Consider the following 12,582-nt stretch of genomic DNA (forward strand, 5'->3'; position numbering starts at 1 on the left):
CCTGATGTGAAGCTGAGCGATTATTACAAGAAAGGTCATCGTAAACCCCTAAAAATTATGGCATAAACTTTAGCGGTTTTCGTAAAGTCGCGCGCTGCGCTGACTTTTCATTTAAAAAGGAGATTGTATGTCACAGAACGTTCACTTTCAGGGTAATCCTGTTCCGGTTGCCGGCCACTTCCCGCAGGCAGGCGAGCAGGCGCAGCCTTTTACGCTGGTCACTAAAGATCTGGCTGATGTTTCGCTGGCAGACTATGCCGGAAAGCGCAAAGTGCTGAACATCTTCCCGAGTATCGATACCGGCGTCTGCGCCGCCTCGGTTCGCAAGTTTAACGAGCGCTCCGGTGATACCAGCAACACCGTGGTACTCTGCATTTCAGCTGACCTGCCGTTTGCCCAGTCACGTTTCTGCGGCGCGGAAAATGTCGCTAATGTGGTCACGCTTTCCGCCATGCGCGGCTCAGAGTTTAAAGAGAATTATGGTGTCGCCATCTCTGACGGCCCGTTAAAAGGCCTGACCGCCCGTGCGGTAGTGGTGCTTGATGAGAATGACAAAGTGCTTTACAGCCAGCTGGTCAATGAGATCACCGAAGAGCCGGATTACGATGCAGCGCTGGCCGCGCTGAAGTAAGTTGCCCATAAAAAAACCGTCCCTGCGGGACGGTTTTCCTGTTCAGAACACGCCTGCGCAGCTATTCACTCTCTCCGCGCTTCTGCCCTAACCCATATTCACGCAGTTTATTGGCGATCGCCGTGTGCGATACGCCCAGACGTTTGGCCAGCTTACGCGTGCTGGGATAAGAGAGATAGAGGCGGGTCAGCACCGAACGCTCAAAGCGGCCGGTAATCTCATCCAGCGATCCCTCCAGCGCCTCTTCACCCAGCGACACATCCAGCGCCTGCTCCGGCAGCACGATATCCTGCGGACGCAGCTCATAACCTTCGAGCTGCGTCATAGCCCGATAGAGCGTGTTTTTCAGCTGCCGGACATTGCCCGGCCAGCTGTAGCGCGTTAGGAACGGCAGCAGCTGTGGTGACAGGCGCGGGCGCGGCAGCCCCTGCTCATCGGCAAAACGCGCCACAAACATCTCCGTCAGCGGCAGAATATCGAGCGGGCGCTCGCGCAGCGGCGGCAGATTCAGCGTCAGCACGTTAAGCCGGTAAAAGAGGTCTTCACGGAACTCCCCACGCTGTACCATCTCAACCAGATTCTTTTGCGTGGCGCAGATCACCCGGACATCAACATGCACTTCATGATCTTCGCCTACGCGGCGAAAGGTCCCGTCGTTGAGAAAACGCAGAAGCTTGGTCTGCATACGCGGCGACATCTCACCGATCTCGTCCAGCAGCACCGAGCCGCCGCTCGCCTGCTCAAAAAAGCCCTTCTTCCCCTCCAGCGCGTTGGGATAGGCGCCGGCAGCGTGGCCAAACAGCTCGCTCTCCGCCACGTCGTCCGGAATCGAACCGCAGTTCAGCGCGAGAAACGGTTTTTTACCGCGCGCGCTGCGCAGGTGGCAGGCGCGCGCCAGCATATCTTTGCCGGTACCGGTATCGCCCACTATCAGCAGCGGCGCATCGTGCATCGCCAGTTTACGCGCCTGCTCAATGACCTGACGCATTTTGGGCGTCACCGCCACGATATGGTCAAACTCTGACTCATCCGTGACGCTGAGGTTCTGCAGCTGACGTCCCATGCGTGCCGTGGACTTCAGCGTAATCATTGCGCCTACCGGGTTATCACCCTGCTCATCGCTGTCTGCGAGATAGATGGGTCGCGCCTCCATCAGAAAATCACGCCCCTGAATCACTACGTGCTGGGTCTGCGCCTCTACCCGTTCGCTCTCCAGCCAGCGCTGAAAGTTCACGCCGCCAATCAGTGACGCCACGCTGTGATTGCGGATTTTCTGCTCATCCAGCGCAAACAGATGCTGCGCCGCCGGATTAGCCAGCTCAATCTTGCCTTTGAGATCGATAGAGAAGACCGGTTCCGGCATCGCCACCAGCAGTGCGCTGAGCGCACGATGCTCACGTTCTGAGGGCAGATACGCCACGGTGCGCACGTCGGTCACGCCGGGCGTACGCCGGATCTCTGCCATCAGGCTGCTGAAAGCGTCAAACTCCAGCGCAGAGAAGCTGAGATAGATGCGACCCTGCGGGGCGATTTCGATGCCGCGTAAATCGATATTGCGGGCGACCAGCAGGTCGAGCAGTTCACGCGCCAGACCGATTCGGTCATGACAAAAAACTTCCAAACGCATGGCAGTAAGCCTTAGTCAGGTTTTGATTTCAGAGATAATACGCTAACTTGCAGTACCTCAGAAGGGCTGTGTCATGAAAAGTTGACAGTACAGCACAGATTTCCTTTTCTGCCGGGAAATAAAGAGCTGCTTATGCCGGGAAGAAGTGAAAAAGGCAACGTTTACGTTGCCTTTTAGTATGAGAGCAGAATGAAAATGACAGGAAAGCTGATTATTTAGCACTCTGCTCTGAGGCGGCACTGCCTCTTGCCAGCGCAGTTTTAAGCTGGCTCACCAGGTCGCGACGGAAGTCACCAAGCCGGGGTTTATCCTCCTCCAGCCACGGCAGCGGGCGGCACAGCTCCATCGCTTTTATACCCAATCGCGCGGTCAGCAATCCGGCACCGATACCCTGTGCGGCGCGGGCTGAAAGACGCGCCGCGATATCCTGCGACATCCAGTCCATCCCCACTTCGCGCACCAGTTCAGACGCGCCGGCAAAGGCCATATTGAGCAGTACCAGGCGAAACAGGCGGATACGGCTGAAATAGCCCAGTTCGATGCCGTAAATCGCGGCGATACGGTTCACCAGCCGCAGGTTACGCCAGGCGATAAACGCCATATCTACCAGCGCCAGCGGGCTGACGGCAATCATCAGGGTTGACTCCGCCGCGTGGCGGCTGATTTCACTGCGCGCCTGGCGATCGAGTACCGGCTGCACCAGCTGTGCGTAGAGCGTGACAGTTTCGCGATCGTTATGCGTCTCATGCAGCGCAGCATACCAGCGCTGCAGCGCCGGATGCGCCTGATCGAGCCGCGCCTGCTGCGCCAGATTTTCACAAAAGGCGCGTGCTTTGCCGATGCCGTGACTCTGCAGCAGGTCACGCGCCACATCGCGCGATTCTGCGCGCTGGCGCAGCCGCCACAGACGCCGCCACTCCGCAATCAGTGCGCCGGCGCCGGCCAGCACAATCAGTCCGCCTGCCGCGCCGCTGCCCAGGGCAAACCAGTCGCGCGCCTGCCACGCATCGTGCATAAACTGTACGCCCTGAGCCAGCACGCTGACGGCGAACACCGCCACGCCCGCAGCGGCTATTTTACGCCACAGGCTGCGCCTGGGTCGCAGCGCCGCCTCCACCATCTTTTCACCGGCGCCTTCAGGCAGCGGATCTGCCCCGGTCGCCGCGACAAAATCGGCGGTTTTGACGTCAAAAGTCTGCGCAGCACGCAGCGGCGGCTGCGCATCGCTGCTGAGCGGACGGGCAAAATCGATTCGCGCTTTTAACGGCGTCTCATCACTCATCGCAATTTATCTCCCAATAAAAATTCCAGCGCGGCATCCATGCGGATATGCGGCAGAGGCCGATCTATATCCAGCGATTGCGGCCGGAATTGCTCAAACTGAAACCCCTGCTGCTGCCAGAAGCTGTTACCCGGCAAACGGGGCGGTACCTCACCCGGATAAACAGTAAGCGGTTCACCATCTGTCAGCCGCTCACCGCGCAGTGCCGGCAGCTTCTCGCCCCGGTGATCCACCAGGCCACTTTCGGTAGCCTGTATGGAGGCCAGTCCGAGGCAATCCATGCTGATACCTTCAAACGCGGCGTTCTGCCAGGCATCCTGTACCAGCTGCTGCAGCAGCGACACCATATTGGCGTGCTGATCGGCGGTGATGTGATCGGCTTTCGTCGCGGCAAACAGCAGCTTGTCTATCACCGGGGAGAAGAGGCGCCGGAACAGAGTCCGCTGGCCGTAATGAAAACTCTGCATGAGCTGGGTCAGCGCCAGACGCATATCATTAAACGCCTGCGGTCCGCTGTTCAGCGGCTGCAGGCAGTCCACCAGCACAATCTGCCGGTCAAAACGCAGAAAATAATTTTTATAAAAGCCTTTCACCACGTGCGAACAATAGTAGTTATACCGCTGCTGCAGTACGGCAAAATTACTGCCGGCCGGCGCCTGTGCCAGTTTGCTCACAGCGTGCTCATCCGCATCGGGCCACGGAAAAAACTGCAGCGCCGGCGCGCCCGCCATCTCGCCCGGCAGCACAAAGCGGCCCGGCTGAATAAAGTGCAGCCCCTGGCTTTTGCAGTGGTGCAGATAATCTGTCCAGGCGGCGGCAATCTCTGCCAGCTGGTTTTCATTAGCGGGTGCCAGCGGATCGAGGTTATGGCAGAGCTCACGCCAGCGGGCTGACCATCTCTCTCTGTCGCCCTGCAGCAGTCCGCGCATCTGCCGCGACCAGCTGACATAATCCTGCGCCAGCATGGGCAGGTCGAGCAGCCATTCACCGGGATAGTCAACGATCTCAAGATAGAGCGTGGCGGTATCTTTGAAGTGGCGCAGCAGCGAGTTGTCAGGCCGGTAGCGCAGCGCGAGGCACATTTCGCTGACGCCGCGCGTTGGAGTGGGCCATGCAGGTGGCGCGCCGTAGAGCTGAGCCAGCCCTTCATCATAGGTAAAGCGCGGCGTACCGAGCTCGCGCTGCGGCACGCGCTTAACGCCAAGTAAACGCTCTTCGCGTACCACTGAAAACAGCGGCAGGCGCGCGCCGTGATGGACGTTGAGCAGCTGATTGACCAGCGAGGTAATAAACGCGGTCTTGCCGCTGCGGCTCAGTCCGGTGACCGCCAGGCGCAGATGACGATCCACGCCGCGGTTCATCAACGCGACAAGTTCATTTTGCAGTTTTTTCATCGTTCTCCCTGATGAATCGCGCTGACAGACGGCGAAACGCCCTGCTCAGCAGCGGTTCCAGGGCGGCCGCCAGCAACAGGCGCAGCGGACGGCGCGCCACCGATTTAACAGCCCAGCCGGCGAGCCCGCCGGGACCATATGTTACCGCACTGATAATGATGAATTTTCCGGCCGACTTCAACGCAGGCGTTGCGCGACGGCGCAGAGCAGTCATTCGCTGAGTGTGCATAAAGCCCCCTCATGAGTTGAGATGCGGACCCGCGAGGGTCCGGGGATCAGAGCTGACGGAAACGGCTGCGTACGCTGAAGGTTTCAGAGGTTACGTAACGTTCTACATCACGAACGCTCCGCTCATCCTGGCTCAGGTTCAGCGCCAGTTCATCCAGCAGTTCCCGGGCCGTGGGCTGCTTTTGATCGGGCAGCGTGGCCGGTTTCTCATCCAGCACATAGCCAAGAATAAAATAGGCAGTCACGGTGATCATAAACAGACCAAAGAAGAGTGACAGCACGACGATAACGCGCAGCAGACGCACCGGGATGTCGAGATATTCCGCTACGCCGGCACACACGCCGCGTACTTTACCCTGCTGCGAAATGCGCCAGAGTTTACGATCGCCTGTCATGGCTGCCTCCAGTTTGGATGCTCCGCATCAAGAATCGCTTCCAGCGCCTGAACGCGTTCGCGCATACGTTGCGCCTCCTGCGTCAGCTGCTGCAGCCGCTGCATATCATTATTCGACAGTTCACCTGCGCTACGCCGGTTGCTGTAATGCAGCCATAACCAGATGGGCGCGACAAACAGCACAAAAATTGTCAGGGGTATGGCAAGAAAAAGTGCGCTCATTGACTCTCCTTAATCATCTACACTGTTTCAGCCGGGCCCGAAAACGGACCCGGACGCGATCACTCACCGCGGTTCATTCTGGCTTTCAGCGCGGCAAGCTGCTGGCTGATTTCATCATCAGCTTTCAGCTCAGCAAACTGCTGATCCAGCGTTTTCGATTTACCAAAGCGCTGGCTTTCCGCTTCAGCTTCCATATGGTCGATACGACGCTCAAAGGACTCAAAGCGCGCCATCGCATCATCAATTTTACCGCTGTCGAGCTGACGACGAACATCGCGTGATGAGGAAGCCGCCTGATGGCGCAGCGTCAGCGCCTGCTGGCGGGCGCGGGTTTCGCCAAGTTTGTTTTCCAGCTCGCCGATCTCGCCTTTCATACGCTCCAGCGTCTCATCCACCTGCGTGGACTCCTGCTGCAGCAGGCTAATCAGATCGGTGAGTTTCTGTTTTTCAATCAGCGCAGAGCGTGCCAGATCCTCTTTCTCTTTGCTGATCGCCAGCTCCGCTTTTTCCTGCCACTCCGACTGCTGGACTTCAGCCTGTTCAATACGGCGCAGCAGCTGCTTTTTCTCAGCCAGCGCGCGTGCTGAAGTTGAACGTACCTCAACCAGCGTGTCTTCCATTTCCTGAATCATCAGGCGTACCAGTTTCTGCGGATCTTCTGCGCGCTCAAGCAGCGAGTTGATGTTAGCGTTTACGATGTCAGCGAAACGAGAAAAAATACCCATAATGATGTTCCTCAATATTGTCATGTATATGGTCGGGACGCCTGTACTGCTTACAAGATGCGTGCCAACTTTTAAGTAACTGATTTTATTGACTGCACCGGGTTTACATTCCTGTTGCGAAAGGCCAGGATGAGTAAATTACACAACTGTTGGTGAAATTCATCATGGCTAATGGCAACGATAATCTGCTGGGCGAGTCGAATAATTTTCTTGAGATGCTGGAGCAGGTGTCTCAGCTGGCACCGCTGGAAAAACCGGTGCTGGTGATAGGTGAGCGCGGCACCGGTAAAGAGCTGATCGCCAGCCGGCTGCACTATCTGTCTGAACGCTGGCAGGGCCCTTTTATCTCGCTTAACTGTGCCGCGCTTAATGAGAGCCTGCTTGACTCGGAGCTATTCGGGCATGAGGCGGGCGCTTTTACCGGCGCGCAGAAGCGTCATCTTGGCCGCTTTGAGCGCGCCGATGGCGGCACGCTGTTTCTTGATGAGCTGGCAAACGCACCAATGCTGGTTCAGGAGAAGCTGCTGCGCGTAATCGAATATGGCCAGCTGGAGCGCGTTGGCGGTAATCACGCGCTGCAGGTTAATGTACGCCTGGTCTGCGCCACCAATGAAGATCTGCCCGCACTCGCTGCTGCCGGAAAATTCCGGGCGGACCTGCTGGATCGTCTCGCCTTTGATGTGGTGCAGCTGCCGCCGCTGCGCCAGCGACGCAGCGATATTCTGCTTATGGCGGAGCATTTTGCTATTCAGATGTGTCGCGAGCTGCGTCTGCCGCTGTTTCCAGGCTTCAGCGAACGTGCGCGGCGGGAGTTGCTGGATCACAGCTGGCCCGGCAACGTGCGCGAACTGAAGAATGTCGTAGAGCGCTCCGTGTACCGTCACCGCAGCACCGAAGAGCCGCTGGACACGATCATCATCAATCCGTTTGCTTCACGTGCCGCTGATTCCGCAGAGCCGCAGCGCCCTGCCGAATCAGCAGCCCTGCCCGCGCTGCCGCTCGATTTGCGCCAGTGGCAGTATCAGCAGGAGTGCGCGCTGCTGGAAATGAGCCTGCAGCAGGCAAAGTTTAACCAGCGACGTGCGGCCAGCCTGCTGGGTGTCACCTATCATCAGCTGCGGGCAATGATGAAAAAGCATGATGTTGAAGTGAAAGAGCTGCCCTGAGTATCCATACCGGAGGCTCAGGACGTTTGCGGCAGATGTCTGACCGCTTTCACTTTCATGATTCGCTTACGGCTTTTGCGTTCAGCAGGCAGATAGATCATTTCAGCTTTCTCTTCAGGCGAAGTCTTCTGCTTTTTTTTGCTGCCGGATTTTACTGCCGGCGGCAGAAATGACGCTGTTTCCATCGGAATCAGGCAGTCCAGACACAATTTAACGCCACGATAATTTGTCTGTGAAACGGAAAGTGCCTGCTCTTTTGAATAACAACTGCCAATAAAAGTGCGCGCGTTGGCCGCAGGCAAATGCAGGCAACCAGCGCGATGCAACAAAAATCCACTCAGCGCATGATCGCTGACAAAATATTTTACAGGTTTAAGCATGAATGACGTATTAAATAGCAGCAACAGTTATCGTTAATTGCTGACATTATTCCTTTAAATATTCAGGAGGGAAAGCGCAACTTTATCACCTGCTATAAACAGGATAAACAGCTCTCCGCACTTTAAGAAAAAAGAGATTTATTAAATATTTAACGCAGTTTAGAAAATATTTAAATCAGCTCGCGGCGAACTATTTTCTTGATATTAATAAACGGGAACCTCATTTTCTTTCTGCTGACAGATTATTCCTGGTTCAGCCAGCCGCTTTTCTTTTCAGGTAGTGGCATTGTATGATCTCTATGCGCTATCATAAGCAGTCGCCGCTTTCCGCCTCACAGGATTATCATTCGCTGTTCATGCGCTACCTTATTAACCACTCCATAATTTATGACGCTAAGGCGAAAACCCTGTCTCACCGTGATGATGCCGATAACAAAATAAGCATTACACCCGGCTCTGTCGCTATTTTGCTCGATTTTTTCATCTCCTATCCGGATCAGATATGGACCAAAGCAGAGCTCGGCCAGCGGGCACTCGATCACTCTCCTTATTCCGGCTCAGAAGCCAATGTGAACAAAAGCCTGAGCCTGCTGCGGCGTTACCTCAGCGACCTGGGCGCTGAACGCGAGGTGCTTGCCACCGTGCCGCATCAGGGCATTATTTTCAGCGCTGCAGTAACAGAATATCCCGCGTCGGCAACCGAATCTCTTGCGTCAGCAAAGAGAACGCCAGCGCCGCACAGACGCCGGTTTCTGCTGCCGGCCTCGATTCTTCTGCTGATAATCATTACAGCCGTCACAGCTTCTTTTTTAACGGCCAGACCGGGCTGCATTACGATTGAGCGTGGCGATCGGGGCAGCCTCAGCGGCCTCAGAGAGAAACTGGATGACTTTGCACTCTGCCAGCGTCCCGCAGTGACTATTGATGGTATCCGCGACAGCAAACTGTCTGGCCAGCGCTATTCTATGATTGCGGTTTGTCCGCAGGATGATCGGCAATGTATCAACTATATCGAAAAATAATACGCTCCCCTCTGCATCTCAGCCTGCTGATTCTGTTTCTCCTGCTGACCACCGGCGTTGTGGTCAGGCTTATCATCAATGCGAATCCCTATCCTGAGATGAAGCAGTGCACTGCCACGATTACAGAAAGTATGGCTTCGGCTTCCGTGCAGGCGCGTTTTTCACGCGTGGTAACGATTCTGCATCAGCAGGGGTTTGCTCACGATACCGGGACAGTAACCGCAAACGGTAAGCAGTGGCGGTATAATCGCTTTTATACTTTTACCCTTGCAGCGGTGGAAGAAGATGCTTTCAGACTCACTCTCGCATCGGGAAATAAAGCGTTCGATGATGCCGTGCCGGATGCAATAATGCATCGCCTGCGTCCTGAGGCGGGAAGGCAGACACATATCACCCGAATCGAGCAGGTGGCTCCCGGCGTCTGGTTATTCTCGGGTCTCGCTTTCCCGCTTTATGCCTGCAGAGTTACTGAGCCGCACTAAGCCGATCGTTTTCGGACGCTGACTTAAGCGCTGAAGATGAGATACAGGGCCTGAGACCGAACTTAAATGCTACTAAATCTGGTCTAATTAGAATTTAATGCGTAATAAAAGGTAAATACCTTACCTTTATTCCGCTGCCACACGCCGTACGTCATCATTTTTTTCAAGCAGATTATTCATTTTTCATGCCCTGAATTGCACGCCGGGCATAAGTTGATAGCGAGCCTGAGCAATGATTCTGATTACGGATGATATTTTCTTTCAGAGGGGGTTTGAACACCTCTACCGCGATAATGATTATCTGAGCCATTTCCCACTGCTTATCATGGATGATGGTATCAGTAACCTTTACTTTCTTGATGCAAGACCCAACAGCGGCGGCCACTCTCTGACGGGAGATGCGGTTGCACTGTTTCTGGAGCGCCTGAAAATTGTTGTACCGCGTAATACGGATATTGAGCGTCTGCGTGGTTTACTGCAAAAATTTCAGCGCGGTGCTTTCTGGCACATATCAGTTTCCACCGGCCAGAAGCGCGTTCTGCTTGATACCGGCCGTGGAATGAGTGAGGAGATGTCACGCTGCAGAATGGGAGTAGATTATAAAACCTGGTTTAATTTTAAAAACGCCGCATTTAGCCGACTGGGCATCAAAAATAACGCGACCTACCTGAAAGCTATTTCGGTCTGGCGTGCCGGTGCGCAGGAGATCTTCTGCCGGGAAATAATCCGTTTACGCCTTGAAGAATCGGGTTATATCCGGCGCAGCCGCTGTTTTTCGGAGCGCTGTTTCAGCAGTCAGCCTTACTATATACCAGGCTGATAGCTTTCTGCCGTACATGATTTTTAATAACCGTCATACGCTATGAAATTTATTTTAACGACCGGCTTTATTTTGACCTGCTGTTTTGTTTTCATTCTGTTCTGCCTGACATGATATAAGCTGCGTGTATATCAGTATGTGACCGGTTCTGCTGAACGCAGCCAGTACAGCTGCCGCAGACCAGACGGCCTTTTTTCAAACTGACTGGTGTGGCAGCAAGGCGGCAAGTGAAGCGGAGACCGGGAGCATACAGCAGTATGTGACCGGTTCTGCTGAACGCAGCCAACACAGCTGCCGCGCCAGTCAGGAAGAAAAAAAAGCCCGCACAGGGCGGGCAACATAATACTGGAAGCAATGTGAGCAATGTCGTGCTCTTCACTGGCAGAGCCACCGGTGAAGCGCAGGAGAATAATAATCATTCCTATTATCATCTGTAAAGCTTTATTGAGAATTTTTCTCATTCCCACACACTTATTGCGCCTGTTTTTTGGGCAATATGACTGTTATTGCTGCGGGTATGCGGGGGAGTTTGGGAACTCTCCCTGGTTTGCGATACACTCTGGCTATTGCCTCAGAATCGTTGAGTTCTATGCTAAAAATTCTCTTCTCGCTGCTGCTGAGTTTCAGCGCTTTGAGCGCGTCTGCTGCGCCTGCGGAATCGATCCGTCAGACCGGCTTTGTCTATTGTGTAAACGGCAGCGTTAACACCTTTAACCCGCAGATGGTCAGCAGTGGCCTGGTGGTTGATACCCTGGCCGCGCAGCTCTATGACAGACTGCTGGATGTTGACCCTTATACTTATCGTTTAATACCCGATCTGGCGCAGAGCTGGGAAGTGCGCGATAACGGCGCAACCTATCGTTTTCATCTGCGGCGAAATGTCTCTTTCCAGCATACCGCCAGCTTTACGCCCCGCCGCACGCTGAACGCCGATGATGTGGTATTCAGTTTTGCGCGGATGTTTGACCGGCACCATCCGTGGCATAACGTTAACGGCGGCAGCTATCCCTATTTTGACAGCCTGCAGTTTGCCGACTCCGTCCAGAGCGTCAGGAAGCTGGATCGCTATACCGTAGAGATCCGCCTGAACGCGCCCGACGCCTCCTTTTTATGGCATATCGCCACCCATTATGCGCCGGTGCTGTCACAGGAGTATGCCGCGCAGCTGGATGCCAAAGGGCAGCAGGAGAAGCTGGATCGCGAACCGGTGGGCACCGGGCCCTATCAGCTGAGCGAGTATCGTACCGGACAGTATCTGCGCCTGGCGCGTAATCCCTGGTACTGGAAAGGCGTACCGCGCCTGCAGCAGGTGGTGATTGACCTGGGCGTTGGCGGCACCGGTCGTCTGTCAAAACTGCTGACCGGCGAGTGTGACGTGCTGGCTTATCCGGCGGCGAGTCAGCTCTCGATCCTGCGCGACGATCCGCGTTTACGCATGACGCTGCGCCCCGGCATGAATATCGCTTATCTGGCGTTTAATACCCGCAAAGCGCCGCTGGACCGGCCCGAAGTGCGGCACGCGCTGGCGCTGGCAATCAATAATGAGCGCCTGATGGAGTCCATTTATTATGGCACGGCGGAAACCGCTGCCTCTATCCTGCCGCGCGCCTCCTGGGCCTATGACAGCGACGCCCGCGTAACGGAATATAATCCGGACAAATCGCGCGCGGCGCTGAAAGCCCTCGGCATCGAAAACCTGACGCTGCGCCTGGTGGTGCCAACCACCTCCATGTCCTGGAACCCCAGCCCGCTTAAAACCGCTGAGCTGCTGCAGGCAGATCTGGCGCAGGTCGGCGTTAACGTTATTATCACCCCGGTTGAAGGCCGTTTTCAGGAAGCGCAGCTGATGGCGATGAACCACGATTTAACCCTGAGCGGCTGGGCCACCGACAGCAACGATCCCGACAGCTTCTTCCGTCCGCTGCTCAGCTGTGCGGCGATCCGTTCGCAGACCAACTATGCTCACTGGTGTTCTCCGGCATTCGATGAGTCTCTGCAGCGCGCCCTGCTCTCTCAGCAGCTCTCCGCACGGATTGAGAGCTATGACCGTGCCCAGCAGCTGCTCGCTCAGGAGCTGCCGGTATTGCCGCTCGCCTCTTCGCTGCGCGTGCAGGCGTACCGGCACGACATTCAGGGGCTGGTGCTGAGTCCGTTTGGCAATGCCTCTTTCGCCGGCGTACATCGTGATGAGCAGAGCGGAGAGTAACCG

At 55.6% G+C, this 12,582-nt stretch carries 14 protein-coding genes; 6 read left to right on the forward strand and 8 right to left on the reverse strand.

Going from position 1 to position 12,582, the window contains the following annotated elements:
* Positions 1 to 127 precede the first annotated feature (127 nt).
* Positions 128 to 631 (forward strand): thiol peroxidase, encoded by a 504-nt coding sequence (gene tpx, locus AC2CF9_RS02600; protein ID WP_039384481.1) that lies wholly within the window; start codon positions 128 to 130, stop codon positions 629 to 631.
* Between the two features lie 61 nt (positions 632 to 692).
* Here the strand turns inward: tpx and tyrR are convergent, their stop codons facing one another.
* The 7 genes from tyrR to pspA form a co-directional block, all read right to left on the reverse strand.
* The gene (tyrR, locus tag AC2CF9_RS02605; protein ID WP_484556200.1) at positions 693 to 2,258 is read right to left on the reverse strand and encodes a transcriptional regulator TyrR; all 1,566 of its coding nucleotides are present in this window, start codon (positions 2,256 to 2,258) and stop codon (positions 693 to 695) included.
* 211 nt (positions 2,259 to 2,469) lie between these two features.
* Positions 2,470 to 3,540, reverse strand: coding sequence for a YcjF family protein (locus AC2CF9_RS02610; RefSeq protein ID WP_484556201.1), 1,071 nt, complete (start codon positions 3,538 to 3,540; stop codon positions 2,470 to 2,472).
* Entirely contained in the window at positions 3,537 to 4,934 is a 1,398-nt protein-coding gene (locus AC2CF9_RS02615) for a YcjX family GTP-binding protein (protein ID WP_484556202.1), read from the reverse strand. The genes AC2CF9_RS02610 and AC2CF9_RS02615 overlap by 4 nt, the downstream gene beginning before the upstream one ends.
* Positions 4,915 to 5,163, reverse strand: coding sequence for a phage shock protein PspD (gene pspD, locus AC2CF9_RS02620; protein WP_039384485.1), 249 nt, complete (start codon positions 5,161 to 5,163; stop codon positions 4,915 to 4,917). Before pspD ends, AC2CF9_RS02615 begins: the two co-directional genes overlap by 20 nt.
* A 46-nt stretch (positions 5,164 to 5,209) precedes the next feature.
* Positions 5,210 to 5,557 carry an envelope stress response membrane protein PspC gene (gene pspC / locus AC2CF9_RS02625; protein WP_484556203.1) on the reverse strand — a complete coding sequence of 116 codons (348 nt, stop codon included), beginning with the start codon at positions 5,555 to 5,557 and terminating at the stop codon, positions 5,210 to 5,212.
* Positions 5,554 to 5,778, reverse strand: a complete 225-nt coding sequence (pspB, locus tag AC2CF9_RS02630) for an envelope stress response membrane protein PspB (protein ID WP_039384488.1) — start codon at positions 5,776 to 5,778, stop codon at positions 5,554 to 5,556. Before pspB ends, pspC begins: the two co-directional genes overlap by 4 nt.
* 59 nt (positions 5,779 to 5,837) lie before the next feature.
* Positions 5,838 to 6,503 (reverse strand): phage shock protein PspA, encoded by a 666-nt coding sequence (pspA, locus tag AC2CF9_RS02635; protein ID WP_071668851.1) that lies wholly within the window; start codon positions 6,501 to 6,503, stop codon positions 5,838 to 5,840.
* 164 nt (positions 6,504 to 6,667) lie between these two features.
* Here pspA and pspF point away from each other — a divergent pair, with 164 nt between their 5' ends.
* Complete coding sequence (gene pspF / locus AC2CF9_RS02640; protein ID WP_484556204.1) at positions 6,668 to 7,669, forward strand: phage shock protein operon transcriptional activator; 1,002 nt, start codon at positions 6,668 to 6,670, stop codon at positions 7,667 to 7,669.
* Positions 7,670 to 7,686: 17 nt separating this feature from the next.
* Here pspF and AC2CF9_RS02645 read toward each other — a convergent pair whose 3' ends face one another.
* Entirely contained in the window at positions 7,687 to 8,073 is a 387-nt protein-coding gene (locus AC2CF9_RS02645) for a hypothetical protein (RefSeq protein WP_484556205.1), read from the reverse strand.
* A 266-nt stretch (positions 8,074 to 8,339) separates the two neighbouring features.
* Between AC2CF9_RS02645 and AC2CF9_RS02650 the strand changes: the two genes are divergently transcribed.
* The 4 genes from AC2CF9_RS02650 (at position 8,340) to sapA (ending at position 12,579) form a co-directional block, all read left to right on the forward strand.
* Entirely contained in the window at positions 8,340 to 9,071 is a 732-nt protein-coding gene (locus AC2CF9_RS02650) for a winged helix-turn-helix domain-containing protein (protein WP_484556206.1), read from the forward strand.
* Complete coding sequence (locus tag AC2CF9_RS02655; RefSeq protein WP_150016202.1) at positions 9,047 to 9,553, forward strand: hypothetical protein; 507 nt, start codon at positions 9,047 to 9,049, stop codon at positions 9,551 to 9,553. The genes AC2CF9_RS02650 and AC2CF9_RS02655 overlap by 25 nt, the downstream gene beginning before the upstream one ends.
* Positions 9,554 to 9,785: 232 nt before the next feature.
* Positions 9,786 to 10,373 carry a hypothetical protein gene (locus AC2CF9_RS02660; protein WP_484556207.1) on the forward strand — a complete coding sequence of 196 codons (588 nt, stop codon included), beginning with the start codon at positions 9,786 to 9,788 and terminating at the stop codon, positions 10,371 to 10,373.
* 589 nt (positions 10,374 to 10,962) lie between these two features.
* Positions 10,963 to 12,579 carry an ABC transporter substrate-binding protein SapA gene (sapA, locus tag AC2CF9_RS02665; protein WP_150016205.1) on the forward strand — a complete coding sequence of 539 codons (1,617 nt, stop codon included), beginning with the start codon at positions 10,963 to 10,965 and terminating at the stop codon, positions 12,577 to 12,579.
* The last annotated feature ends 3 nt before the right edge of the window (positions 12,580 to 12,582 follow it).

Source organism: Pantoea sp. SYBGC1 (assembly GCF_057197005.1).

Bases quoted from the DNA above. Each gene is read 5' to 3' on its own strand.
- tpx (WP_039384481.1), top strand. From the start codon at position 128: ATGTCACAGAACGTTCACTTTCAGGGTAATCCTGTTCCGGTTGCCGGC.
- tyrR (WP_484556200.1), bottom strand. From the start codon at position 2,258: ATGCGTTTGGAAGTTTTTTGTCATGACCGAATCGGTCTGGCGCGTGAA.
- AC2CF9_RS02610 (WP_484556201.1), bottom strand. From the start codon at position 3,540: ATGAGTGATGAGACGCCGTTAAAAGCGCGAATCGATTTTGCCCGTCCG.
- AC2CF9_RS02615 (WP_484556202.1), bottom strand. From the start codon at position 4,934: ATGAAAAAACTGCAAAATGAACTTGTCGCGTTGATGAACCGCGGCGTG.
- pspD (WP_039384485.1), bottom strand. From the start codon at position 5,163: ATGCACACTCAGCGAATGACTGCTCTGCGCCGTCGCGCAACGCCTGCG.
- pspC (WP_484556203.1), bottom strand. From the start codon at position 5,557: ATGACAGGCGATCGTAAACTCTGGCGCATTTCGCAGCAGGGTAAAGTA.
- pspB (WP_039384488.1), bottom strand. From the start codon at position 5,778: ATGAGCGCACTTTTTCTTGCCATACCCCTGACAATTTTTGTGCTGTTT.
- pspA (WP_071668851.1), bottom strand. From the start codon at position 6,503: ATGGGTATTTTTTCTCGTTTCGCTGACATCGTAAACGCTAACATCAAC.
- pspF (WP_484556204.1), top strand. From the start codon at position 6,668: ATGGCTAATGGCAACGATAATCTGCTGGGCGAGTCGAATAATTTTCTT.
- AC2CF9_RS02650 (WP_484556206.1), top strand. From the start codon at position 8,340: ATGATCTCTATGCGCTATCATAAGCAGTCGCCGCTTTCCGCCTCACAG.
- AC2CF9_RS02655 (WP_150016202.1), top strand. From the start codon at position 9,047: ATGTATCAACTATATCGAAAAATAATACGCTCCCCTCTGCATCTCAGC.
- AC2CF9_RS02660 (WP_484556207.1), top strand. From the start codon at position 9,786: ATGATTCTGATTACGGATGATATTTTCTTTCAGAGGGGGTTTGAACAC.
- sapA (WP_150016205.1), top strand. From the start codon at position 10,963: ATGCTAAAAATTCTCTTCTCGCTGCTGCTGAGTTTCAGCGCTTTGAGC.